Origin of the sequence: Falcatimonas sp. MSJ-15, assembly GCF_018918265.1 — a bacterium.
In the GTDB taxonomy this organism is placed as follows: domain Bacteria; phylum Bacillota; class Clostridia; order Lachnospirales; family Lachnospiraceae; genus Falcatimonas.
On record NZ_JAHLQC010000009.1, the window covers coordinates 59,685 to 84,864 of the forward strand.

Here is a 25,180-nt window from a genome sequence, read left to right on the forward strand (position 1 = left end):
TGTAATTCAATGGGGGTTTTGTAGTGGATAAGATAGATGAAAGAAATTTTAAAGAAAAGTTGGCATCAGCGATAGTTAAGCGTGAGCGTGTAGATTATGGAGAACATCAGATTGCAAGAATAGACCCTAACAAAGATGTCGATGCAATGCTTGAGATAGTAGATGAAAAAAACGTTAGTACATCGGCAATGATAAATGGACTTGAAGATACAGAAGAAAGTGCAGAAGCTATACTTGCACGAATTGCTAATGATAAAGCAAAATATTTGAGTAACAGCATTAATGTGGCGAAGGAGCGAATGAACGAATGAGATTCTGTGACAATTGTGGCGAGATTATTGAAGACGATACTATTATCTGTCCATTATGTGGAAAAGTAGTGAATGATTTTGTAGATGACTATATAGAGGACGATGAAGATAGTACGAAAGACATTAATATATCCAGAATAGATAATGATGAGACAAGAGTTCTTACAAAAGAAGAGAGAGAGATGCTTCTATCTGCCAACGAAGAATGTTACGAACAACAAAAAACAGCGCTATATACAAGACAAAGAAGGGTTGCTGTTAGTCTTGTAGTAGCGCTTATGCTTTCATTTGTATTTATGATCTTATTATTTTTAAAAGAAAAATCCCTAAATTCTAATATCTATTATGTAACAAATAAAGGTGATATGTATTCACTCAATGGAAAAGACAGTATCATTAATTCTGATGAATATCAGTTTATATATAATGACAGAAAGAGTGGATTGGCGTCATTAAGTGTTAAGGATAATTCAATGACAGTTGTTACAACTCTTAATACTAAGAATAATCAGCTATATTATGATAAAAATTCTAATATTTGTATATATCCATATATGAAACTTGCATATAGGTATAATTATATTAATGATTACATAGAATTCTATGAATTGTATAATATGAAAAGTCCATACGTAACTGTAAAAGCACCGGAAGGTTTTGAAGTTGCAGGTCTTCATTTTAGCTCAGATGGTAAGAAGATACTTGTTACATTTGAATATAAGAATATCTCAACTAAATATGATGCTGAATATACAGCATGTTATGTAGTTGTTGATGAAAAAAAAGTAAGTGATTATATAGAATGTAATTATGGTGAAAAACTTATATGTAACAATGGGACAGTGATTAATATTAAAAGCGATAAATATCTTGAGATATGCAATGCTAATTGTAGTTATGAGATAGGTGAAAGTAAGTGTATATTACTTGATTCACTCAATAATTATGTATATATATTAAAGGAAAATGGACAATTGTATAGGATATCATGTCGTGACAATACATTTGGAAATAGAGAGAAGATAAGTGACAATGCTGATGATATATATGCTGAAGTTACATCAATGTATACTAAAGATAAAGAAGCAAGAGAAGAATACTGCTATACAGTTACACAAGGATATGCGACAGCAAGAGAAAATTCAAAGTATATATATTATACAGAAAATAATGTTATGTATAGATATAATCTAGAGTCAGGAAAAAAGAAAAAGATGATGGAATTTGATTCAAAAGTAAGTAAAATATATAATATTCCGAATGGTAAGTGTGTAGCAATAACGCAGACTGATGTATATGATGTATCAGAAAAAAAGACAATATCTAAGTATTATAATACACTTGCTGTATGTTCGGTTCAGGTTCAGAATAATGGAAATATATATTTTATTAATGGTGAATCAGATCTTATAAAATATAATACTAATAATGGAAAACGGGAAAAATTATATGAAAATGTACAGCTGTTCTATGTATACGATAGTGGAACAGAAGCTATATTTTATTGCGGAACAGATAAAGGATATTATTATTATGATGGAAAGAAAGCACACTATCTTACACAAGCATTGGAGTGTAGTTGGCATAATGGAACATTTAATGATACTAATGATGCTGATAGGAGTAATTCTAATATGCCTGTTATTACGTATGATAGTGTCTATTATCTTATGACTAACGGAGCACTAATACAATATGATAAAGAAAGTGAAATAAAAACAGTTATTAAAGAAAATGTAGTTGAATTATTTTCACTTCCGTATTATAACTAAATATAGAGAAAATACATTTATAAAATTAGGAGGATGAAAAATGTCAAAAATTGAATTAGTAAGAGCTGAGATGATTAAAGCTATGAAATCAGGAGATAAGGAAAGAAAAGAAGCACTTTCAATGTTACTTAGTGCACTTAAAAACAAAGCAATTGATAAAAGAGCAGATCTTACAGAAGATGAAGAAAATGAAATTGTAATGAAAGAGATTAAACAGACAAAAGAAACTCTTGAAACATCACCAGCAGACAGAACAGAGATAATAGAACAGTGTAAATTAAGAATAGCTGTATATCAGGAATTTGCACCAAAAGAGATGTCTGAAGACGAGATAAAGGCAGTTATACAGGGAGTTCTTGAAAAACTTGGAATAGAAAAACCTGAAGCTAAAGATAAAGGCAAGATTATGAAAGAACTTATGCCACTTGTAAAAGGTAAAGCAGACGGAAAAGTTGTTAATTCAATTGTATCCGGATTCTTTGCATAAGTAGAATTAATGTTCATATTGAATCAGTTAGATTGCATTAATCATATTGAATTAGTTAGATTGCATTGATTAGATTATATTAATCAGATTGAATTAATTAAATTGAATTAGTTAGATTGAATTAATTAGATTGATTAGATATTTATGTAATATTAATAAAAAACAACTGTCCGATTATCAATATCACAGATATATGATAGCCGGACAGTTATTTTTATGGGCTCTTTGTCAAGAGCGGGATAAATTTTTATAAGTATTATAAGCCATAGCGTTTTTTTAGTGTGCTTTCAAGATTGTCAAGCATTGTAGGGTTAAACGGCGACAAAAGATTATTTTCTTCAAGAAGTTCAGTATAACTTAGAGATGAACCTTGAGTAACCATATTAACGTATATGTCAGCAGCTTTATCAAAATCTTTAAGAGATATCTCCCATAATTCAAAAGCAGGTACAGCTGATATAGCATAACTGATATAGTACATAGGCTGTGTAAAATTGTGAGTGACTTCAACCCAGTCATATGCTTCAGTAATAGGATCATTAGAATCTATTAAACCATATTCTTTGCATAATGAACAATATAGCTGGTTGATTTTTTCAACAGTCGGATTCTCCATTGAATAGACTTTTTGCTGAAATTCATCATAAAGGCATCCTTCAATGATTGTATCAAGTCTTTGAACAATTGTATAATCAATAGCAGAAGATACGTATTTTTCGCTTAACATATCACTGTAATGATTAGTATACATAAGTTCAAGAGCCTGTGAATAGATCTCAGATATATCAGTACTTGCAGCTACATTACCTGAAGTTATGTAATATTCATAAAAATGACCAAATTCATGTTCAAGAGACATAAGATCATAGAAATCTTCATCTGGGTTATTAAATAAAAAAGGTGAAGAATAACCATTTATATAAGTGGTAAAACCACCAGAAGCCTTATTCTCTCTGCCTTCAATGTCATAAAGATTATATTTTTTCATATAGTTAAAAGTCTCAACAAACGATTCATCAAAATCTCCAAGGTAATTACTAAGCATCTCTAAAAGTTTACGATCAGTAACTTTTGAAAAATAAGAATCAAGTTCGTCAAAACCTGCCTGATTTCTAGTTGAATAGATTTTTGAAAAAAGAGGAACAATTTTTCTTTTTACACTATTACATAGATTCAGAACGTCAGTTGGAGTGTAGTCACGATAATATGTATTGACATAACTATATTCTGCGTAAGTCTTGTAATTATAGGCTTTTGCAATACTGTTACGAACATTAATTAGTTCAATATATATAGGCCCAACAAGTTCACATTTTTTCTTTAGTTCATCATTATAGTCGGAAATGTTATCGTCAGAACCGTTATCAAGTATGCCAGGTGTATTATCGTGACCATTTATGTTATTATCATTGCTATTGTTATCGTTGTCAAAATTATTATTAGTGTTAGAAGAAGTTGCATCTTCATTATATATAAGTTCAGTATATTGATTGAGAAGCTCTTTTTCTTTAAGAAGAAGAGCACTTACTTCGGAGTTAGATGTAGCTGATGAGAATGATTCGAATAGATCATCTCCCCAATATTCACGGGCTGCATCACTACAATTTGAATTAATAATAATAGCAGCAGTATCAATCAGACTATTATACATATTCATATAAGTCTCATAAGAATAATTATATTCATCTATATAATATTGGTCAGTTACATCAAGGCTGTTGTGTATTGATGCAAGAGTACAATTAGTATCCATAGAATTATATATAGAATACATACTGTCAAAATCTTTTAATACCTGATTAGAATTATCACTGTCATTACATAGTGATGAGATCTCATCGATTAGAGAATTATATTCTGTCATATCAGTATGAGTATATGACATATTGTTAAAATCAGTTCCTTTTTTATTACGTTTATGTGAAGACGCAGAATTATCCTCATTAGAATTATTGCTATTACCAAAAAGATTAATGGAAGATAATCGGTCACCTAATTCGTTATTATTAGTTCTACTGCATCCGGAGATTGTAATAGGTATTACAACCAAAAGTGCAGTAATCTGTTTTGCTAATTTTTTCATATTCCTACCCCTTAATATATTATTTACTATAAATATATAGCAATTATTTACAAATCAACGTAGTAGATTATACAACATTAGGAGATGTTTGTCGAACAAAAAATGCATAAAATAACAATAAAAAGGCTGATTATATAATATCTGATATAAAATCCTGATGAAAATCATCAAAAAAACAGATATATATAGTCAGCCACCCTTAATAAATCACAAATTAAAAATAAAAACTATATAGAGTAAAACGGTTTATTATTTTAAATCAAATCCAAAATAACGAACAGCATTGTAGTATGAAATACCCTTTACGATCTTTTCAAGAGCTTTCATATCTGCTGGATATTCTCCATTATCAACCCATGAACCGATTAAATCACACATGATTCTTCTGAAGTATTCATGTCTTGTATATGATAAGAAACTTCTTGAGTCAGTTAACATACCAATGAAGTTACCAAGTAAACCAAGGTTAGCAAGTGAAATCATCTGATCTCTCATACCCTGTTTGTGATCGTTGAACCACCAAGCTGCCCCCTGCTGGATCTTGCCGATAGCTGCTGAATCCTGGAAACATCCAAGAATAGTACCAATAACTGCATTATCACAAGGATTTAATGAATAGATGATTGTCTTTGGAAGTTCATCTGTTGAGTTAAGAGCATTAAGGAAATCAGCCATTTCAGCAGATGGAGCAAAGTTGTTAATACAATCATATCCTGTATCTGGTCCTAACTGGTTGTAACGGAATACGTTATTATCACGTTTACATCCATAGTGAAGCTGCATAGCCCATCCAAGTCTGTTATATTCACGTCCAACGAATGTCATGAAAGCAGTTTTGAATTTTAATTCTTCTTCACGAGTAATATCATTTCCTGATAATCTCTTGGCAAAGATTGCTTCGATTTCTTCAGCTGTAGCTGGTTTGTACATAACATACTCAAGAGCATGGTCTGATACACGACATCCCATCTCATTAAAGAATGCAAGACGAACTTTTAATGCTTCACAAAGAGTTGCGAAAGATGTAACTTTAACACCACTTACATCTGATAATTTTGCAAGATAATCAGCATAATCAGGTTTTTCGATATTCATTGCCTTGTCAGGTCTCCAGGCTGGTAATACCTGAACATCAAATGTATCATCTCCAGCAATCTTTTTGTGCCATTCAAGTGAATCAATAGGATCATCAGTTGTACAGATTAATGTAACATTAGATTGTCTGATTAAGTTACGAACACTCATAGAGTCTTCCTGTAATTTGGCATTACAAAGATTCCATACTTCTTCAGCTGTATCTCCGTTTAATACACCTGTATAACCGAAGTATCTCTGTAATTCAAGGTGACTCCAATGATATAATGGGTTACCGATAGCTTTTTCAAGTGTCTCAGCCCATTTCTGGAATTTTTCTCTGTCTGTAGCGTCTCCAGTGATATATTTTTCATCAATACCGTTAGAACGCATCTGACGCCATTTGTAATGATCGCCGCCAAGCCATACCTGAGTAATGTTTTCAAACTTTCTGTCCTCAGCAATTTCTCTTGGATTGATGTGACAATGATAGTCAAGAACTGGTACCTGTGATGCAAAATCATGGTAGAGTTTTTTAGATGTTTCTGTTGTTAATAAGAAATCTTTGTCCATGAACTGTTTCATGATTATTCCTCCTAAAATTAAAAATTGGTAGTGCCTCTTTTGATTAAATCGGCAGAAATATTAGTCTTACTAGGGACGTTACTGCCATTAAAGACACCCATTAATGTATTAATAGTAGTGATGCATAAAGCCTCAACTTTACTATCTATTGATGTAAGCTCTGGTTCACATGCAAGTGATAGCAGTGAGTTGTTATAACCTACAATAGACAGATCATCCGGAATACTGATACCCTTAGACAGTGCGAATTTGATTGCACCTACAGCAAGGGAATCATCAGATGTGACAACAGCCTGAAACTTAGAACCCATTGAGTAAAGATCAAGAAGAGAATCTTTGGCACATTGGATATTCTTGTCACAAAGTTTAATAAAATGTGGCTGAGGAGTGATATTATGCACGAAGTGTGCACGCTTGTACCCCGCCATTTTGCGAAGACCACTATAAGAAGTGCTTGTGTATAGATATACAATATCAGTACGTCCGCTCCTTATAAGAGAGTCAGTAACATTAAATACAGCATCTTCATCATCACATAATGTACTGTATATATTAGGACCATCAAGATGCCCATTAACAAGCATTATAGGCAGTTCTTTGGCAGCATTGATAATATAATTGTTCTCTGCGGCTTTTTGTTCAAGATATTTTGAACCAACAAGAATAATAGCATCTACACGCTTAGACATAAGCAGATCAAGATACTTTTTCTTGGTCGCCAGATTAGGACCGGTACAGCAGAGAATTGAATCATAGCCGTTATTTCTAAGTTCCCTCTCAAGATAGTAGACCGCATTGGCAAGATATATATCAGATGAGTCCGTACACATGATACCTATAGTCTTCATTGTGTTAAGGCCTAGTCCTCTTGCGAAGACATTGGGTGTGTAACCAATCTCTTCCATAACAGCAAGAACTTTAAGACGTGTCTTCTCGCTGACATTGGAATTACCGTTTATTACACGTGAAACGGTTGCTATTGATACACCAGCCTTTTCTGATACATCATATATATTCATTATTTCACCTCCAGCATGTATAAGTACAGTTGTTAATATAATCTAGCAGTTCTGTACATGATAGATTATAAAGCACCTTATCTTACAGTGCATAATCTATGTAAGAAACTTGTAAGTACTTACACCTAATTACTATTATACATTGTAATTGAGATAAAAACAAGCTATAAAATTTTTTTTTGCAAACTAATAAAAGTTTTATTTCTTATATAAAAACAGTATAAAAATGCAGTGCAAAAAAAATATATTTAAAATTAGCAATTGACTTATTGCTAATTTATATGTACAATATCTAATGTAAGCACTTACAAAAGTCGAAACTACGATATGAAGCATATTAAAGTGTATAACAAGTAGAATATGAATAAGTCATGTTTTACTTAAAAAAATAGGCAATATGCCCTAAAATAATTATGAGGTGAAATGAAAAATGCAAAGATTAAACAAAAGTATTACAAAAGCAGTAGACAGACCTGTAAAGGTTCTTCAGTTTGGAGAAGGTAACTTCTTAAGAGCATTCGTTGATTACATATTTGATGTAACTAATGAAAAAACAGATTTCAACGGTGGCATTGTAATTGTAAAACCAATCGAATTCGGTAACCTTGACAGATTCCATGATCAGGAATGTCAGTATACTCTTCAGTTAAGAGGATTTGAAAATGGACAGCCTAAGAAGATTACTCGTCAGATTACATCAGTAGTTGACGCAGTTGCAGCAATCGATGACTATGATAAATACATACAGTATGGTCTTTGTGATACACTCAGATTTATTGTTTCAAATACAACAGAAGCAGGTATCGTATTTGATGAAACAGATGATTTTAATGCATGTCCACCTAAGACATACCCAGGTAAATTAACAAAACTTTTATTTGAAAGATTTAAGAAATATGAAGGAGCAAAAGATAAAGGTATTATCCTGATTCCTTGTGAATTGATCGCAGATAATGGTATTGAACTTAAAAAATGTATTATGCAGTTTATCGAACTTTGGAACTTAGGCGATGAATTCAAAAACTGGATTGATACAGCATGTTCATTCTGTCCAACACTTGTAGATAGAATCGTACCTGGATATCCAAGAGATGAAGCTGCGGCATTATGTGAAGAATTCGGATATGAAGATCAGCTTATTGATACAGCAGAATTATTCGGTTTATGGGTAATTGAAAGTGATTCAAATCTTGAACTTGATCAGTTAAGAAAAGAACTTCCATTTGAAAAAGCAGGTCTTAATGTAGTATTTACAAAAGATCATCACCCATACAAAGAAAGAAAAGTTAGAATCTTAAATGGTTCACATACATCATTTGTATTAGCTTCATTCCTTGCAGGCAATGACCTTGTAAAACAGTCAATGGATGATGCTACAATTAGAAAATACATGGAAGAAACATTATTTGATGAAGTAATTCCTACATTATCATTACCAGCTGACGAATGTAAAGAATTTGCTGATGCTGTAATTGAAAGATTCCAGAATCCATTCATCAAACATAAATTATTAGATATATCATTAAACTCAGTATCAAAATGGGAAGCACGTTGTATGCCTTCATTCCTTGGATATGTTAACAAATTTGGCAAATTACCAAAATATTTAACATTCTCAATTGCAGCATTAATGAGCTTCTATTCAACACAGAAAGATGGAGAAGTTAATGGAGGATATTGCCTTGTAGGTAACAGAAACGGAGAAGAATATAATATCCGTGATGACAGATTTGTTCTTGATTTCTTCAAAGAAAACTCAACTAAAGAACCAACTGAATTCGCAAAAGCATACTTAAGCAATACAAAATTCTTCGGTGGAGAAGATTTATCAAAGGTTGACGGACTTGTTGACGCAATTGCAGCTTATATTGCTGATATTAGAACAAGAGGCATGAGAGCAGTAGTAGAAGATTTAGTAAAATAATCTGGAGGACTATTATGCAGGAAATTATTAAAATTAATGAAAATGATAATGTCGCTGTAGCTCTAAAACCAATTGCAAAGGGAACATCACTTGATGTTGCCGGCACAAAGGTTGTAACAACAGAAGACATTCCACAGGGACATAAATTTGCTTTAAGACCGATTAAAGAAGGAGAACCGGTTATAAAATATGGCTTCAGAATTGGTTTTGCAAAACAGGATATTGAAACAGGTGCATGGATTCATGTGCATAATGTTAAGACAGCACTTGGAGAACTTCTTGATTATACATATAATCCAACAGGCGTTGATGTAGAGCCAACACAAGAAGCTTTCTTCAATGGTTATATCAGAAAGAATGGCAAAGTTGGTGTAAGAAATGATATATGGATTATTCCAACTGTAGGATGTGTTAATTCAGTAGTTCGTGAAATTGAGCATAGAGCAAAAGAGATGTTAAAAGACTATGCTAATGTTGAAGATGTATATTCATTCAATCATCCATATGGATGTTCACAGATGAATGATGATCAGGAGAATACAAGAACAATTCTTGCTGACCTTATCAATCATCCTAATGCCGGTGCAGTTCTTGTAGTCGGACTTGGCTGTGAGAATAGTAATATCGATGTATTAAAGAACTATATAGGTGAATATGACGAACAGAGAGTTAAATTCATCGTAAGCCAGGAATATGATGACGAAATCGAAGAATCTTTAAATCAGTTAAAAGATTTATTCGCATACGCAAATGCATTTACAAGAGAGCCTGTAAGTGCAAAAGAACTTGTAGTTGGACTTAAATGTGGCGGTTCTGACGGACTTTCAGGAATTACAGCTAACCCACTTGTTGGTAAATTCTCTGATATTCTTGTATCAAAAGGTGGAACAACAATTCTCACAGAAGTACCAGAGATGTTTGGTGCAGAGACATTACTTATGGATAGATGTGCTAACGAAGAATTATTTAATAAGACAGTAGCACTTGTTAATGACTTTAAGAATTATTTCAAGAGTCATGATGCTGTTATATATGAGAATCCTTCACCAGGTAACAAAAAAGGTGGTATCTCAACACTTGAAGACAAGTCACTTGGCTGTACACAGAAGTCAGGTTCTTCACTTGTAAGAGGTGTATTAAAATATGGTGAAACAGTACAGACAAAAGGTCTTAACCTTTTAAGTGCACCAGGTAATGACCTTGTAGCAGCAACAGCACTCGCTTGTGCCGGTGCACATATTGTATTATTCACAACAGGACGTGGTACACCATTTGCATCACCAGTTCCAACTGTTAAGATTTCAACTAATTCTAATCTTAATGGTAAGAAATCAAACTGGATTGATTACAATGCAGGAAGACTAGTTGAAGATGTCTCTATGGAAGAACTTTCAAAAGATTTCTTTAACTATATATTAGAAGTGGCATCAGGCAAAAAAGTAAAAGCTGAGATCTCAGGATTTCATGATCTTGCAATTTTTAAGCAGGGTGTAACACTCTAAAAGCTGATTCTGATAATAGATTATAATTAATCTTTAAGCAGCAGTAGTATTGCTATTACCAGATTGACATATTGTATTTCTGAAATATAATAGATATTGCTAATATTACCTGCAATGATATCTAAAACGTATCTATTGGTTGATATTAGTAATATAGTTAAAAATGAGAGGTATAGCATGAAGATAAATAGAACAACACAACGTACTATTGACATATTAAAACTTGTATCAAAAGCCAGTGAAGGCGTAACTCTTGATGAGATATGCGAGAAACTTGAGATCCCTAAGACAAGTGCGTATGATATAGTGACAACACTTGTTACGATGAATGTGATTAATGTAAATAAAGATCAGAAGATAAGATATTCAATAGGACTTACAGCATATAGAATAGGTATAAGTTATACCAATAATCTCAATTCAGTTGAGATGATGGAGCCAGTATTAAAAGCATTTGCCAAAGAAGTGGGTAAGACAGTATTCTTTGGAGTGCCAACTGGTCATGAGATAGTATATCTGTGTAAATATGAGCCGGAGAATCCGGTTATAACAACAGCAACAGTAGGCGTTAAGAATCCAATGTATTGCACTTCACTTGGCAAAGCAATGCTTGCATTTATGGATGATGATACAATAGAAGCAGTAATTAAGCGAACCAAGTTCAGAAAAAGAACGGATTACACGATCATAACTGGTGATGATCTACGTAATAATCTTGCAACCATAAGAGAACGTGGATATGCAATGGATTACCGTGAGCTTGAAGAACATATGGTATGTATAGGAGCTCCTGTCTATGACAGTACAGGCGAGGTTACTGGTGCTATTAGTATTTCAGGATTATACAGACCCGACGAAGATTATGAATGTCAGGGAGAACTTGTAAAGCAAAAAGCAGAAGAAGTTTCAAAACTTCTTGGATTTGTATATTGACAAAATAGCTTGGTAGGTTATAAACTAGATTATGAAGTTGCAATTATGAATTGCAATCGTATATACGAATTAATGCTTATATAAAGGGATAACATTAATTAGGTAACAAATAATAATTTTATAAGTTAAGGAGATTATTACAATGGCAAAAGTTATTACTATGGGTGAGATCATGTTAAGATTATCTACACCTAGCAATGAAAAATTCATTCAGGCTAATGAATTTGATGTAAACTATGGTGGAGGTGAAGCTAACGTAGCAGTTTCACTTGCTAACTATGGACATGATGTACAGTTCGTTACAGCAGTTCCTGATAACGAAATTGGTGAATGTGCAGTAGCTGCTCTTAGAAAATACAATGTTGGTACAGAAAACATCGCTAGATGTGGTGAAAGACTTGGTATCTACTACTTAGAGTCAGGTTCATCAATGAGACCATCAAAAGTTGTATATGATAGAGCTCATTCTTCAATCTCAACAGCAACAGCTGCTGACTTTGATTTTGATAAAATTTTCGAAGGTGCTGATTGGTTCCACTTCACAGGAATTACTCCAGCTGTATCAGATTCAGCAGCAGTATTAACTGAAGAAGCTCTTAAAGCAGCTAAGAAACATGGCGTAAAAGTATCAGTTGACTTAAACTTCCGTAAAAAATTATGGTCATCAGAAAAAGCTCAGAAAGTTATGAAGAACTTAATGCAGTATGTTGACGTATGTATCGGTAACGAAGAAGATGCTGAATTAGTATTAGGTTACAAACCAGGTAATACAGATGTTACAAGTGGTGAACTTGAACTTGCTGGATACAAATCAATCTTCGAACAGATGGTAGCTGATTACAACTTTGAATATTGTATCTCATCATTACGTGTAAGCCATTCAGCTTCAGATAATGGTTGGTCAGCTTGTATCTATTCAAGAGATACAAAAGAATTCTATCATTCAAAAGAATACGCAATTCATCCAATCGTTGACCGTGTAGGTGGTGGAGATTCATTCGCAGGTGGTGTTATTTGTGGTTTAGTTGATGGTAAGAACTTCAAAGATGCTCTTGAATATGGTGTAGCAGCTTCAGCTCTTAAACATACAATTCCTGGTGACTTCAACCTTGTATCAAGAAAAGAAGTTGAAGCACTTGCTGGCGGAGATGCTTCAGGACGTGTTCAGAGATAGTCTTTTCGATTAATCGAAAAAGATAATTATACAATATAATATATGCATTTGGATTGAATATATAAGATTCATATTGAGATGCGAATAAAAAAGCTGTTGCTTTAGCGATTGTATAATCGCTTAAGTAACAGCTTTTTTGATGGATTTTTGTTAAGAAATATTATCTAATTAAGTCCTTCTAATGATTCAAAAAAATTGATCACATCACCACCAATATTAATCAACAATAGAACAAAGACTATAATGAATAATACAACTGTAGTAAAGTACCATACAAGCAGTGAAGCAGGTGCTGGATTATTACCGACAACTTCAATGATATCTTCATCAGAAGATATAGCACCACAATTAGGACAATGTTCAAGCTTCTTGTCATGGCTTTCACCACAGAATCTACAGCGACATATTTTTTTACGTCTTATGAAGATAGAATAGAGAATGAATCCTATAACCGGCAGCAGAGCATTAATAACAGTCCAAAGTTCATATTTTAAATGGCGATTCTTACCATCCTTAATAGTCCATCGGCATATAAATACAAGACTTAGTATCCATAGTGCTAATAGAGCAATAATGAAAAAAACGTACTTCATCAAAAATTTCCTCCCGTAAGTAAACTCATTACATTATTATACATTGTTCATATTAATAGTGCAATATGCTAAATCATGCTGTATAATTGTAATTATGATGATGGTAGAATTGTGGGAGTGCATAGCATGGAACAATTCGTAGGCATCAAAGTCGGGGCTTTTGACCACGACATCATAATAAGAAGGACAGAATGAAAGGCGGAGATTTACATGAAGATTAATTCAGTTGCAATATTAGGAGCTGGAGCAGTTGGTTCGTATGTTATATGGGGGCTTATGGAGTCAGGTGTTACAGATTCTGTGAGACTTGGAGTAATAGCACAAGGAGAGAGAGCTGAGCGATTAAAGAAGGGAATTATAATTAATGATAAAGTATATAATCCTGAAGTATGGACACCAGAAGAAGCACAAGGAGTAGATCTCTTAATTGTATCTGTAAAATATGGCGCACTTACACAAGCAGTTACAGATATTAAGAAGATTGTTAGCAAGAATACAATAGTAATGAGCCTGATGAATGGTGTTGACAGTGAAGAGATAATAGCAAAAGAGATAGGAATGTCAAATATTGTTCATTCGCTAATAAAAGTTGCATCTCGTAGGGATGGAGAAGGATATAGATTTGATCCGGAGACTACAATAGGAATTATATTCGGGGAGAAAAAAGAACCTTATAGAAGTGAGAGAATAGTTGCTATTGAAGAACTTTTTAAAGATTCAGGAGTTCATTATCGAAATACAGAATATATAGTTGAAGAGATGTGGAGCAAATTCAGACTGAATGTATGTAATAACCTTCCACAGGCAGTTCTTGGTGCGGGAGTTGGATGCTATCAAGACAGTGAGCATATGAAAGCAATAAGTGACGGACTTAAAGGAGAGCTTGAAGCAATAGCGAATGCAAAAGGCATAGATATGAGTAAGTTAGACAAATCATCAGCACGAGGAAGTAAAGTACCAAAGACAGCAAGATATTCAACACTACAAGATCTGGATGCCAAGAGACATACAGAGATAGATATGTTCTCAGGTGCACTTATTCGAATGGGTAGAGAACTTGGAATACCAACACCATATAATGAGTACACATATCATATAATAAAGGCATTAGAAGAAAAGAATGATGGAAGATTTGATTACTAAAATACTAGCCGCTTAAAAACGATATTATAAAATAAATTTATGAAAAAATGAATTTATAAGAAAATGAATTTATAAAAATGGATATATATAGTTTTTTATAAAAGAAAGGTTAGGTAGTATATATGGGATTTTGGATATTTATGTTTACGCAGAATTTATTAATACCAATATTAATGATTGTTGCTGGAAAATGGATGCATTCGACTAAAGTATCTATAAACGGAATAATGGGTTATAGGACAAGAATGTCAAGTAAAAACGAAGATACGTGGTATTTTGCACAGCGGTATTGTGGAAAGCTGTGGATGAAACTAGGACTTGTAATGCTTGTTCCATCAATAATAGTCAATTTTTTTGTGATTAACCGAAATGATGATATTGTTGGCGTAGTAGGTTCAATTATTATATCAATACAATGTATAATAATGTTTGCGACTATTGGTATTGTAGAGAAAGCATTAAAGCAGGAATTCGACAAGGATGGACACAGAAGAACTGGAAAACCAAAATTAGAAGAATGAATGATATGAAGATGCAATTAAAGAATTAGAAGAGGCAGGAGCGAATGTATAGTGCGAGGCTTTTATTTTATCAGACGCATATTAAGTGAAGTGAAGGATAAAAATGTTACCAGTATGAGCGAAATTAAAAAAATTAACTGGGATACAATAAAGCCATATAATAATGTTACACTTACAAGATTATTAACTATATCAACAAGTGTTTTTTGTGCAATTGATTTAACAGATGCAGTTGTGACGGAACAATATTTTGTATCAGTTAATTATGTAGGATTAGGAAGACTTACACTAGCATTAGGAGCAGAATATGTAAATCTATTAAAGACTCGTAACCTTAAGAAAATAAGAGATATGTATAAAATTATTGAGCAGAATGTATATGCCAAAATGGATGAAAAAATATATGAGAGGATATATGCTGATATGAAAAGTGAAAAATTTGGATTAACATTGCAACAGACAGAGATATTATATAATATTGAATATCTGAAAGTACTTAATGACATTGAGCAGACAAAAGGTTTAATTGGCGGTGAAAAAGTAGCAGCTTTAAAAAGAGAATGGCTTCAAGAGTGGAAAAACTATATGACAATAGGTTTTCCAAAATTCATGAATAATGAGAATGTAAGTCTTAATTGGTATGATAAAGATGAAATTATAGCAATTGTTGAAAGCAATAATCCATCTGATACATGGTTTAGATTAGTGTTACTTGAAGCAATGCTTTTTGAACCATATTATGCATTAAGTACTGTTAAAAATGACAAGGGAGAAGAAGTACCATCTAAAAAATATAGAGAATTGCAAGTTCCAATTAAAAAATATTCTGAGTCAAAGGGTGATGATTTCTTAGATGAATTATTTGATGGCGAATATTATCAAAAAGGATATATAAAACGTTTAAGAAAGACATATAAAAAAGTAATATCAGAACTTAATGAAGTTATGAAAAACATTATTAAAGGTATAGCGATAGCAGCCGGAGTTACTATCGTTGCTGTCGTGACAGCCGGAGCATTTGCACCGTCAATTGCTGTAGGATTAGTCGGTTCTAATTTTGTAGGATTAAATGGAGCAGCATTAACAAGTGCGTGCCTTGCATATCTTGGAGGCGGCGCAGTTGCATGTGGTGGACTTGGTATGGCAGGTGGAACTATGGCTATTGTCGGCGGTGGAGCAATGCTTGGAATTGGTGCCGGAGCTGGAGTCGGAACATTAGTTGGAGCATCAGGAATTATTGGGAAAAAGAGTACTATTATTCAATCAGCAAAGCTTATTGTCTCAGTTAGAGAGATATTTCTTAACGATGAGCATGATATAGAATATTCAAACACGATATATGAACAGTACGTTAAGAATGTATCAGAACTTGAGAAAGCCTTAGTAGATTTAAAAATAAAAGAAGAAAATATTGATGATAAAGAAGAGAAAAAGAAATTAAAGACAGAGATTAAGGATACAGAAGAAACAGTTGAAGCTATGAAAATAGCTATGAGAAGCATGAAAAAATATAATACCGCATTTGCAACAGGAGAAAGTGCCAAAAAGAGTAAGTATCCCGTAATTACATTGTGTGGAAGTACACGATTTAAGAAAGAATTTATTGAAGCTCAAAAAAGGCTTACATTAGAAGGAAATATTGTGTTGTCGGTTGGATTATTCGGACATTCTGGAGATGAAGAAGTATGGGAAGATATGGACGAAGGAACTATAACAAAGACAAAAATAATGCTTGATGATATGCATAAGAGAAAAATTGATATGTCAGATGAAATATATGTTATAAATGTAGGCGGTTATATTGGTGACAGTACAAAATCTGAGATAGAGTATGCTAAAAAGAATGGTAAGAGAGTTAGATATCTTGAAACGGATGAAGATTAGCATTAAAAATACATATCATAAAAATCTTATAATTGATAAGTAAGATGTAAAGATATTGAAGCTGTCCTCTAATTTGATATATTATTAGTTATAGGGTACAGATATCACATTATAATAATTAAACAAAGAGCCGATTATATAGATGATAATAGCAGATAAGCATCATGGTTAATAAAACTTAATTATTATTAATTATAAGATTAAACATGGGTTAGAGAATGGAGGGTGTTGTTATGAGAGACTGGATGGATTTTGATGGTGACGGAGATGTTGATATTGTTGATATGCTTATAGCTGAAGACTTATTACGTGCAGATGAAGAGAAACATACAGGATTATCAGCTGATTATGAAGATGAAGAAGATGATGAGGATGATGAAGACGAGCTAGAAGCTGCACTTCTTGCAGCAGGGATAGATCCATTGGATTTGAGATTCATGGATCCGTATGAGAAAGCCGAAGTACTAGAAGAAGCCGGACTAGATCCGGATGATTATGAATTCTATTAGTAATGGTAAATATAGAAGCGAAAAGTGTAATATATACCTAAAATAGAGATGATAAAAAATTAAATATAGTAAAAAGCAAATATAGTAAAAGCAAACGATATTAGTTTAAATAAAAAATACTAGTATCGTTTGTTTTTATTTAAATGTTGGAGTAAATAAAATGGAAGAAGAGAAGAAAAAACGAGAGAAATGTGCTATGATAATAATAAAAATTATAATAAGGAAGAAAATAAGATGATGACAATAAGAGAAGCAATTAGAAAATATGTATCAATACACAACGAATATAGTATTATAGAAGAGTATGAACCACAATGCATGATTGACGAAAATGTAAAGTGTCTTGCAGTTGAGCTTGATGCACAACAGTCATATATGCAACTTATAATGGATCTTACAGAGTATTTCGATTCTAATAATATAGAAGATACAGACTTTGAATTAGAAGGTGCATCGGTGGAAGCAGCAGAAGACAGAAGTGTTGTATTTTTCCCACAGGTGAAATAGATAGGTATGTAACAAAGTGTTAGAATGGTTTTGCTTTTGGTTGTAAAAAGTTTTGTGGGGTAAAATGTGGTTATATATAACTAACTAATGTTATCTCGTTATAACATATCTTACAATAATATTGATTTTTACTCAAAATATGATAAAATAGCATCGGGTTAGATTAAACTAACTTAATGCTGTTTTTTTATGCAGACTAAAGATTAGTCTTGTGATTAGACATAGTGTAATCACAATAATATAATCATAATTAATGAGGAGAAATATATATGGATATGGTAATGGAGAAAAATGAGAAGAAACTTGAGGGAATAGCGCAGACAATGTTACTTACAGTATATGCAAGAGCTAAACATTCAATGGCTAAAAATCATAAATTCTATGATGCAAAAGCTATTGAGATTACAAGCAAACTTGATTATGATTTTACTAAAGCATCTAAAGATATAATGATGAGTAGTGGAACAGCTGCACGAACAATAGTATTTGATGAATTGATTAAAGACTATATTGAGAAGAATCCAGATGCTGTAATTGTTAATATAGCATGTGGACTAGATACACGTTATTACAGACTAGATAATGGTAAGATAACATGGTATAATCTTGATCTTCCAGAGACAATAGCGGTGCGTAGACAATTCCTTAAAGAAGAAGGACGAGTAAGCCAGGTCGCCTGTTCGGCACTTGATGATAATTGGCCAAAATATATTACAAAACGTGGGAAGATGTTATTTATAATAGAAGGCTTAACGATGTATTTTGAACGTGAGGAAGTTGCACAGCTGTTAAAGATTATAAGAGATAATTTTGATAATGCGTATGTAATGATGGAGACGACTTCGCCTATGTGGGTAAAACAGGAAAAATTAGAAAAATCAGTTCAGGCGACAGGAGCCAGATTTAAGTTCGGAGCTAATACTTTTTTGGAGATGCAGGATATCGCAGAAGGTTTTCACAGTATAAAAGATGATAATATAATAAGAGGGATGATAGCACTTAAACCTATATTAAAACCATTTAAGAATATTCCGATTATCAAGAAAGTTACAGAGAAGATACTTATATTTGAGAAGAACTGAAGAATTGATAAGTCTGCCTATTATTGATGAGGAAAACTAATAGGCTGATAGTAACTGTTTATTGCACAAAAATTGATAAGTTGATAAGCAGGTTTCTTATTTAGAAGCAAATACTACTATATACAATAAGAAAAAATATTAACAATACCTAACTCTTAACCGATAACAAAAATATGTAAGTAGGTTTTTATAATTGATATGAACTATCAAAACTTTAATAGAAGTTGATTCATGGAGGTTAGAGTTATGGAGAGAGTTAGAAAGTATTGGAAGTACATAGTCGGGCTTATGGTAGTGTTTGGAGTTACGGCTGTGGGAATAAGGTATGCGACAGCGAGTGCAGACTTAGCAGTTACGATAAGTGGTGGCAACATCACAGGAAGTGGAACAGCAGATAGTCCATACATTGTAGAGATTGATAAAGATTCATCTGCAGAGATTAATTATAGTTATATAAATGGACTTGATGAAAATGGTAAAGGTAAAGTTGAAGCAGTATATACTGTAGCAAGTGATGACAGAGATGTTGTAAAAATTGAAATGATGTCAGGTGGAACAGGTGTAGCCAATGCAACAGCTCCTGCTGATACTGATTATGAGATGTTGCGAGATTATAATGCATCAACAGGTACTGATAAGATTAAAATAACAGCAGAAAAAAGTGGTATAGCTAAGATTACGATTATAACAAGTGAATATGGTGTTGATGCTAATGGGGCAATAGATCTTACAAAAAAAGAACAAAGAGCAGAAACTGTTATATATGTAAAAGTTCCATTTGTACAAGGTGCAATAACATCAAGTAGGGGAAATGACCTATTAAGTGCTGTAAATCATGATACACTTCAAATTCAAGATTTGGGTAATACAGTGGCAAAGTTAGATGATGTTGTGTTTGAAGCAAAACATAATATTGTTGAGAAAAGTCAGACAGATAGTAAGTTATTTGAAGCTAAATATGGTGGAACAACAAGCATCAAAGGTACATATACTAATTATAATCTTACATTAGAAACAGAAGAGATACCTGTATATGTAAAAGTTGAAATGAAAACAGAGGATGGAAGCTTTGTATCTCCAAGACCAAGTGGAACAACTTATAAATATTTTGAAGTATTAAAAGATGAGGGACGTTTACTCTCAGATATGTTTAATGTACTTGATGATGGAACACTAGCTGACACAGTCGGTTGGGAATATGAGAAGATACCTACAGAAGCAGATAATATATTTGAAAATAGTGCTAATGGAATTATTGGTAAGACATATGGCGTAGGAAAAATATTGTGTTATCCTAAAGGAAGAAATGCAGATGCACCGAAAGATGTATATATTGTTGTACCACGTTCAGTATTAACAAGTGATGTACTGACTATTAATGTAGGCGATACATATCAGATTGTTGATGATGATGATAATCTTGCGTCAGTATTAGTAAGTGGTGGTCTTGCTCAAAGTGTTATTAGTACAACAGGAAAATCAATAACAGCATTAAGTAGTGGTACTGCCAAAGCTACAGTTAATATGGATGAAATAACAACAATATATGGTGATTATTATATTAAAAAGAGAAACCTACAGCAGTATTCCAATCCAAGTCAGGTAGGTAGTAACGGTGGTTATGTGGATGCTGGTACTACTAATGGTTACCAGATTATAATACCATTTAATGTAAAAGTAATTGATAATTTTAGATTAGATAAGGAACAGGCATATGTAACTGTTCATCAGGATAGTACAGATAATCCTGATAATGGAATAATAGAATTAGTGGCATATGTAACTAATACAGTTAACCCGGTTACATGGTCAGTAAGTGCTAATGGATGTGTAACACTTATTGACGAGAATGGTACAGAGAGTAGTACAATAACAACTACAACAGTATATGATGAGAATGGTAATGTAGTAACTAACGAGACTAATAGTAATGGTAAAGTAAGATATCATAAGATAAGAATAAAGGGTATAAAAGCTACAACTGATAATACAGGAATGGCAGTTGTAACTGCAGTTCAGAAAGTTGGTGGAAGTACAAAATCAGCAAGCTGTAATATAACAGTTGGTAATCCGGTAACCGGATTGATTATTGATGATAAGGCTATAACACCGGTAATAGGTAATACTTATGAACTTACAGCATCATTTACTAACGAATTACAACCATATAATGGTAATCTTAAGTGGATATCATCTAACAGCAATATAGCTGAAGTTGAACAGGATTCAACTAATCCACGAAAAGTTCAGGTAACATTTAAAGCAGGTGGAACAGTAACAATAACAGTTGTCTCAGAAGATGGAATGTATGAGGCACATGTAACTTATGAAGTCACACAGGCTTTAACAGGAATTAAGATTGATCAGAAGACAGGAGATCAGGCATTAGAATTAGATTACAGATTAGGAAGTTTTCAGTTATCAGCTACAATAACACCGGATGGTGATGGTGTTAATAAAGGAAAGACATGGAAGTCATTAAATCCATCAGTAGCAAAGGTTAATGAAAATGGTCTTGTAGAATTTATAGCGCCTGGTACAGCAGCAATTGTAGTACAGGCAGATGGCGTTAATGAAAATGGTGAAGTTGTGACAGATCAGATTCAGTTAGATATAACTAATCCTGTAACTAATATAACACTTGATTATACAGAATTAACATTAAGAATTGGTTTTGGACAGAGATTATCAGCAACAGTTGAACCGGCTAATGCAACAGATACAACAGTAACATGGAGTTCATCAGATCAGTCAGTTGCAACAGTAGATGAAAATGGATATGTGACAGCAGTAAATGCAGGCTCATGTAATATATTATGTGTTGCAAATGATGGCAACTATACAGCAATCTGTACAGTAACAGTAGTTCAGCCAGTACTTTCCGTATCACTTAGCGAAAGTCAGATGACAGTTGTAAAAGGAACTTATTTCTGGCTTAGTGCTACGGTATCTCCAGACAATGCTAATAATAAGCAGGTTAACTGGGTATCATCTAATTCAGAGATATGTACAGTAGGTTCTGATGGACAGTGTGTTGCAGTAGCAGCAGGTAAATGTACAATATCAGCAGTCAGCCTTGACAGTGGTGTCGCAGGATATTGTGAAGTAACAGTAACAGAACCGGTAACTGGTATTTTATTAAATACATATAGTGAGAATATGATAGCAGGTAACAAGTTAATGCTTCTACCAACTGTTTTACCGGTTGAAGCAACTAATAAAAATGTTACGTATGTATCAAGTGATCCATCAGTAGCAACAGTAGATGTTAATGGTATTGTAACAGCAGTAGCAGGTGGTTCATGTTCAATAAAAGTTACAACAGAAGAAAGACAGCTCACAGCAGTATGTAATATAACAGTAAAAGAATATGTATCATCTATTACACTTGACAGAACACAGGCATACTTAAATTATGGTGCATCAATGCAATTAGCAGCAACAGTTGCTAAGGAAACTGCAACAGATAAAGGTGTAACATGGTCATCTAATAATCCGGGTATTATATCAGTAGACCAAGCCGGTGTTGTAAGAGCAGTTAATTATGGTACAGCAGTAATATCAGTAGTAGCAAACGATGGCGGTGGTGCAGTCGGAACATGTACAATAACAGTAATAAAGCCAGTTACAGAGATAGGACTTGACAGAAGAAAAGTAACAATAATTGTAGGTGAAACAGTATATGTAACACCAACAGTATATCCGTCAGATGCAACAATACAGGGTGTAACATGGTCATCAAGTGATTCTAATATAGCAACAGTAGATTTTGATGGACAGGTAACAGGTATGGCAGTTGGTAAGTGTGAAGTAACTGCAACGTCAACAGATGGTAATAATGTTCGTTCATCATGTATAGTAACAGTAGTTCCTGCTATATCAGCATCAGGAGTTAAGATTAATTCAGATGATCTTGTAATGTTAAGAGGTAAGACAAGAACATTAAAAGCAAGACTTACACCTGGTAATTCAACAGAAGGAATCAATTGGGTATCATCAGATACATCAGTAGTTGTAGTTGATGGTAATGGTACGATATCAACAGTAGGTCCTGGTGTTGCAGAAGTAACAGCATATTCATCAGTAACAGGAACAGAAGACAGTTGTAAGATAAGTGTAATACAGATGAATTCGACAGCTATAAGTCTTGAACAGTATGATACTTATAATCTATTCGTTGATTATGCACCAGATAAGACAATATCATGGCGAACAAGTAATAACCGAGTAGCAACGATATCACAGAGTGGACTTGTAACAGCAAGAAAACCGGGAACATGTACAATCTATGCAACAATAGAAGGTAAGACAGTATCATGTACAGTAACAGTAGTTGCACTTAAGAGATAGCAGGGAATTGGTTAGAGAATATAGAGATAGAAAAAAATACGGGTAGTGGGGGCTGCCCGTATTTTTGCGTTTGTATTTTATGTATTTAATGTAATGTTTGCATTTTATGCAGGTAATGTAATGAATTATATTTTTGAATTGCAAAAAGATAGTAATGCTAAACCTTGTGGTTATTGGAAGAATACTAGTGATAATGCGATTATAAGATCATTTATAGATTGTTCAGGAACAGAGATTACAGGCAAGATGGAAGAACTATTAGCGGGTCATTATATAGTTCAGCATATAGAAGATAATCTTACATATGATTATCTCAATTCATCTGAAGATAATCTTTGGAGTATTTTATATCTGACAGGTTATCTTACCATTGATAAAGATAGTAATATTAGGGAACAGATACCAGATGGAAAGAGTGCACTTATTATTCCAAATCTTGAGATTAAAGAGATCTTTGAACAAAAAATCAGGTACACAATCCCCTTCCTCTACGAAGTAGGGAGGGGTTAGTACCGTTATATTGACAATATTGTTATGTTGTGATATAAAACAGTACATACAGTCACAAGGGAGGAAGTCTGATGGCTAATAAAGCAATTATTTATGCTATATATCCAAACAACAAACAGAATGAACAATGCCAAAAGACTTTTGGCTGTTGCAGGTTTGTGTATAATCAGATGCTTACAGTTCAGCAGAACAGGCATAAATCGGGCGAGAAACATTTATCCAAAATGTCAGCCAATACATACTGTAACCAACATTTAAAGACAGATTATCCATTTCTTAAAGAAGTGGATAAATTTGCATTAACGAATGCTGTTTATCATTTGTCTGACGGATATGACAGGTTTTTCAAGCATCTCGGCAAGTTCCCAAAATACAAAAATAAACATAAAGCCAGGAAATCTTATACAACCAATTTTACAAACGGAAACATTGAGATTGGAAATAACTACATTAAATTACCTAAACTTGGCAAAGTAAAAGCCAAAATACATCGTGTTCCGGATAATAACTGGAAGATAAAGTCAGCTACAGTAGTCCAGAATAGAGATAATACATATCAGGTATCAGTTCTGTTTGAGTACGATAAAACTGTTTGTGACGTTCCTGTAACAGATGCAGTTACTATTGGATTGGATTATAAATCAGATGGCTTATATGTGGATAGCAACGGTAAAACCGCTGATATGCCTCATTATTATCGCAAATCAGCTGAGAAACTTGCCAAGTCACAGCGTAAACTGAAACATATGATTATCGGCAGCAACAACTATAATAAACAGCAAAAACGAATTGCCAAAATTCACAGACATATAGCAAACCAAAGAAAAGATTTCCTTCATAAAGAGTCTACTGCGATAGCCAAACAGTACTCATGCGTATGTGTGGAAGCTCTAAATATGAAGGCTATGTCAAATAAAGGTTTTGGCAATGGTAAGGCTATTTTGGATAACGGATACGGTATGTTTTTAAATATGCTTTGCTATAAATTACAAGACAGAGGCGGATATTTTATAAAAGTAGATAAGTTCTTTCCGTCAAGCCAGTTATGTCACTGCTGTGGATTTAAGAACTCCAAACTTAGAGATTTATCTATAAGGCGTTGGGATTGTCCTGCCTGTGGTACAAAAAATATAGACAGGGATATTAATGCCGCACAAAACATAAAATACGAAGGACTAAGACTTTTGTCAGCTTAAATAATAAAATATAGTAGGTGA

General features: G+C 33.2%; 20 protein-coding genes. 16 read left to right on the plus strand and 4 right to left on the minus strand.

Annotation, left to right across the window (positions count from 1 at the left end):
• The first annotated feature begins 23 nt into the window (after nt 1-23).
• The 3 genes from KQI85_RS08510 to KQI85_RS08520 are packed head-to-tail and all read left to right on the plus strand — an operon-like array spanning nt 24 to nt 2,570.
• Nucleotides 24-311, plus strand: a complete 288-nt coding sequence (locus KQI85_RS08510) for a hypothetical protein (protein ID WP_216575667.1) — start codon at nt 24-26, stop codon at nt 309-311.
• Nucleotides 308-2,083 (plus strand): zinc ribbon domain-containing protein, encoded by a 1,776-nt coding sequence (locus tag KQI85_RS08515; RefSeq protein ID WP_216575668.1) that lies wholly within the window; start codon nt 308-310, stop codon nt 2,081-2,083. The genes KQI85_RS08510 and KQI85_RS08515 overlap by 4 nt, the downstream gene beginning before the upstream one ends.
• 40 nt (nt 2,084-2,123) lie before the next feature.
• Complete coding sequence (locus KQI85_RS08520; protein ID WP_216575669.1) at nt 2,124-2,570, plus strand: GatB/YqeY domain-containing protein; 447 nt, start codon at nt 2,124-2,126, stop codon at nt 2,568-2,570.
• A 256-nt stretch (nt 2,571-2,826) separates the two neighbouring features.
• Here the strand turns inward: KQI85_RS08520 and KQI85_RS08525 are convergent, their stop codons facing one another.
• The 3 genes from KQI85_RS08525 to KQI85_RS08535 all read right to left on the minus strand — a co-directional run bounded on the left by KQI85_RS08525 (nt 2,827) and on the right by KQI85_RS08535 (nt 7,331).
• Nucleotides 2,827-4,653, minus strand: coding sequence for a hypothetical protein (locus tag KQI85_RS08525; protein WP_216575670.1), 1,827 nt, complete (start codon nt 4,651-4,653; stop codon nt 2,827-2,829).
• A gap of 249 nt (nt 4,654-4,902) precedes the next feature.
• Complete coding sequence (gene uxaC, locus KQI85_RS08530) at nt 4,903-6,312, minus strand: glucuronate isomerase (protein ID WP_216575671.1); 1,410 nt, start codon at nt 6,310-6,312, stop codon at nt 4,903-4,905.
• Nucleotides 6,313-6,329: 17 nt separating this feature from the next.
• Nucleotides 6,330-7,331 (minus strand): LacI family DNA-binding transcriptional regulator, encoded by a 1,002-nt coding sequence (locus KQI85_RS08535; RefSeq protein WP_216575672.1) that lies wholly within the window; start codon nt 7,329-7,331, stop codon nt 6,330-6,332.
• A gap of 430 nt (nt 7,332-7,761) precedes the next feature.
• Between KQI85_RS08535 and KQI85_RS08540 the strand changes: the two genes are divergently transcribed.
• From KQI85_RS08540 to KQI85_RS08555, 4 genes are all read left to right on the plus strand, one after another.
• Nucleotides 7,762-9,255, plus strand: a complete 1,494-nt coding sequence (locus KQI85_RS08540) for a tagaturonate reductase (RefSeq protein WP_216575673.1) — start codon at nt 7,762-7,764, stop codon at nt 9,253-9,255.
• A 14-nt stretch (nt 9,256-9,269) separates the two neighbouring features.
• Nucleotides 9,270-10,757, plus strand: a complete 1,488-nt coding sequence (locus KQI85_RS08545) for a UxaA family hydrolase (protein WP_216575674.1) — start codon at nt 9,270-9,272, stop codon at nt 10,755-10,757.
• A 177-nt stretch (nt 10,758-10,934) separates the two neighbouring features.
• Nucleotides 10,935-11,690 carry an IclR family transcriptional regulator gene (locus tag KQI85_RS08550; RefSeq protein ID WP_216575675.1) on the plus strand — a complete coding sequence of 252 codons (756 nt, stop codon included), beginning with the start codon at nt 10,935-10,937 and terminating at the stop codon, nt 11,688-11,690.
• A 142-nt stretch (nt 11,691-11,832) separates the two neighbouring features.
• Entirely contained in the window at nt 11,833-12,864 is a 1,032-nt protein-coding gene (locus KQI85_RS08555; RefSeq protein ID WP_216575676.1) for a sugar kinase, read from the plus strand.
• 164 nt (nt 12,865-13,028) lie between these two features.
• Here the strand turns inward: KQI85_RS08555 and KQI85_RS08560 are convergent, their stop codons facing one another.
• On the minus strand, nt 13,029-13,457 hold the full coding sequence (locus KQI85_RS08560) for a hypothetical protein (RefSeq protein WP_216575677.1): 429 nt from the start codon (nt 13,455-13,457) through the stop codon (nt 13,029-13,031).
• A 210-nt stretch (nt 13,458-13,667) separates the two neighbouring features.
• On the opposite strand from KQI85_RS08560, the gene KQI85_RS08565 reads away from it, so the two are divergent.
• The 9 genes from KQI85_RS08565 (at nt 13,668) to KQI85_RS08605 (ending at nt 25,159) form a co-directional block, all read left to right on the plus strand.
• Nucleotides 13,668-14,600 (plus strand): ketopantoate reductase family protein, encoded by a 933-nt coding sequence (locus KQI85_RS08565; protein ID WP_216575678.1) that lies wholly within the window; start codon nt 13,668-13,670, stop codon nt 14,598-14,600.
• A 122-nt stretch (nt 14,601-14,722) separates the two neighbouring features.
• Entirely contained in the window at nt 14,723-15,121 is a 399-nt protein-coding gene (locus tag KQI85_RS08570) for an SdpI family protein (protein ID WP_216575679.1), read from the plus strand.
• A 114-nt stretch (nt 15,122-15,235) separates the two neighbouring features.
• The gene (locus KQI85_RS16550; RefSeq protein ID WP_253293804.1) at nt 15,236-17,005 is read left to right on the plus strand and encodes a hypothetical protein; all 1,770 of its coding nucleotides are present in this window, start codon (nt 15,236-15,238) and stop codon (nt 17,003-17,005) included.
• Nucleotides 17,006-17,238: 233 nt separating this feature from the next.
• A complete protein-coding gene (locus KQI85_RS08580; RefSeq protein WP_216575680.1) occupies nt 17,239-17,514 on the plus strand; it encodes a uroporphyrin-III methyltransferase in 276 nt (91 codons plus the stop codon).
• A gap of 234 nt (nt 17,515-17,748) precedes the next feature.
• Entirely contained in the window at nt 17,749-18,021 is a 273-nt protein-coding gene (locus tag KQI85_RS08585; protein ID WP_216575681.1) for a hypothetical protein, read from the plus strand.
• Between the two features lie 269 nt (nt 18,022-18,290).
• A complete protein-coding gene (locus tag KQI85_RS08590) occupies nt 18,291-19,103 on the plus strand; it encodes a class I SAM-dependent methyltransferase (RefSeq protein ID WP_216575682.1) in 813 nt (270 codons plus the stop codon).
• A gap of 246 nt (nt 19,104-19,349) precedes the next feature.
• Nucleotides 19,350-23,453, plus strand: coding sequence for an Ig-like domain-containing protein (locus tag KQI85_RS08595; protein WP_216575683.1), 4,104 nt, complete (start codon nt 19,350-19,352; stop codon nt 23,451-23,453).
• A gap of 120 nt (nt 23,454-23,573) precedes the next feature.
• Nucleotides 23,574-23,963: a hypothetical protein gene (locus KQI85_RS08600; RefSeq protein ID WP_216575684.1), complete on the plus strand. Its 390-nt coding sequence runs from the start codon at nt 23,574-23,576 to the stop codon at nt 23,961-23,963.
• Nucleotides 23,964-24,034: 71 nt separating this feature from the next.
• Nucleotides 24,035-25,159 carry an RNA-guided endonuclease TnpB family protein gene (locus KQI85_RS08605; RefSeq protein ID WP_216575685.1) on the plus strand — a complete coding sequence of 375 codons (1,125 nt, stop codon included), beginning with the start codon at nt 24,035-24,037 and terminating at the stop codon, nt 25,157-25,159.
• Nucleotides 25,160-25,180 lie beyond the last annotated feature (21 nt).

What these genes read in the sequence shown, in the direction of transcription:
- KQI85_RS08580 (WP_216575680.1), top strand. Translation starts at nt 17,239, where the DNA reads ATGAGAGACTGGATGGATTTTGATGGTGACGGAGATGTTGATATTGTT.
- KQI85_RS08515 (WP_216575668.1), top strand. Translation starts at nt 308, where the DNA reads ATGAGATTCTGTGACAATTGTGGCGAGATTATTGAAGACGATACTATT.
- KQI85_RS08555 (WP_216575676.1), top strand. Translation starts at nt 11,833, where the DNA reads ATGGCAAAAGTTATTACTATGGGTGAGATCATGTTAAGATTATCTACA.
- uxaC (WP_216575671.1), bottom strand. Translation starts at nt 6,312, where the DNA reads ATGAAACAGTTCATGGACAAAGATTTCTTATTAACAACAGAAACATCT.
- KQI85_RS08565 (WP_216575678.1), top strand. Translation starts at nt 13,668, where the DNA reads ATGAAGATTAATTCAGTTGCAATATTAGGAGCTGGAGCAGTTGGTTCG.
- KQI85_RS08600 (WP_216575684.1), top strand. Translation starts at nt 23,574, where the DNA reads ATGAATTATATTTTTGAATTGCAAAAAGATAGTAATGCTAAACCTTGT.
- KQI85_RS08560 (WP_216575677.1), bottom strand. Translation starts at nt 13,457, where the DNA reads ATGAAGTACGTTTTTTTCATTATTGCTCTATTAGCACTATGGATACTA.
- KQI85_RS08585 (WP_216575681.1), top strand. Translation starts at nt 17,749, where the DNA reads ATGATGACAATAAGAGAAGCAATTAGAAAATATGTATCAATACACAAC.
- KQI85_RS16550 (WP_253293804.1), top strand. Translation starts at nt 15,236, where the DNA reads ATGAGCGAAATTAAAAAAATTAACTGGGATACAATAAAGCCATATAAT.
- KQI85_RS08535 (WP_216575672.1), bottom strand. Translation starts at nt 7,331, where the DNA reads ATGAATATATATGATGTATCAGAAAAGGCTGGTGTATCAATAGCAACC.
- KQI85_RS08590 (WP_216575682.1), top strand. Translation starts at nt 18,291, where the DNA reads ATGGATATGGTAATGGAGAAAAATGAGAAGAAACTTGAGGGAATAGCG.
- KQI85_RS08595 (WP_216575683.1), top strand. Translation starts at nt 19,350, where the DNA reads ATGGAGAGAGTTAGAAAGTATTGGAAGTACATAGTCGGGCTTATGGTA.
- KQI85_RS08550 (WP_216575675.1), top strand. Translation starts at nt 10,935, where the DNA reads ATGAAGATAAATAGAACAACACAACGTACTATTGACATATTAAAACTT.
- KQI85_RS08540 (WP_216575673.1), top strand. Translation starts at nt 7,762, where the DNA reads ATGCAAAGATTAAACAAAAGTATTACAAAAGCAGTAGACAGACCTGTA.
- KQI85_RS08545 (WP_216575674.1), top strand. Translation starts at nt 9,270, where the DNA reads ATGCAGGAAATTATTAAAATTAATGAAAATGATAATGTCGCTGTAGCT.
- KQI85_RS08525 (WP_216575670.1), bottom strand. Translation starts at nt 4,653, where the DNA reads ATGAAAAAATTAGCAAAACAGATTACTGCACTTTTGGTTGTAATACCT.
- KQI85_RS08570 (WP_216575679.1), top strand. Translation starts at nt 14,723, where the DNA reads ATGGGATTTTGGATATTTATGTTTACGCAGAATTTATTAATACCAATA.
- KQI85_RS08520 (WP_216575669.1), top strand. Translation starts at nt 2,124, where the DNA reads ATGTCAAAAATTGAATTAGTAAGAGCTGAGATGATTAAAGCTATGAAA.
- KQI85_RS08605 (WP_216575685.1), top strand. Translation starts at nt 24,035, where the DNA reads ATGGCTAATAAAGCAATTATTTATGCTATATATCCAAACAACAAACAG.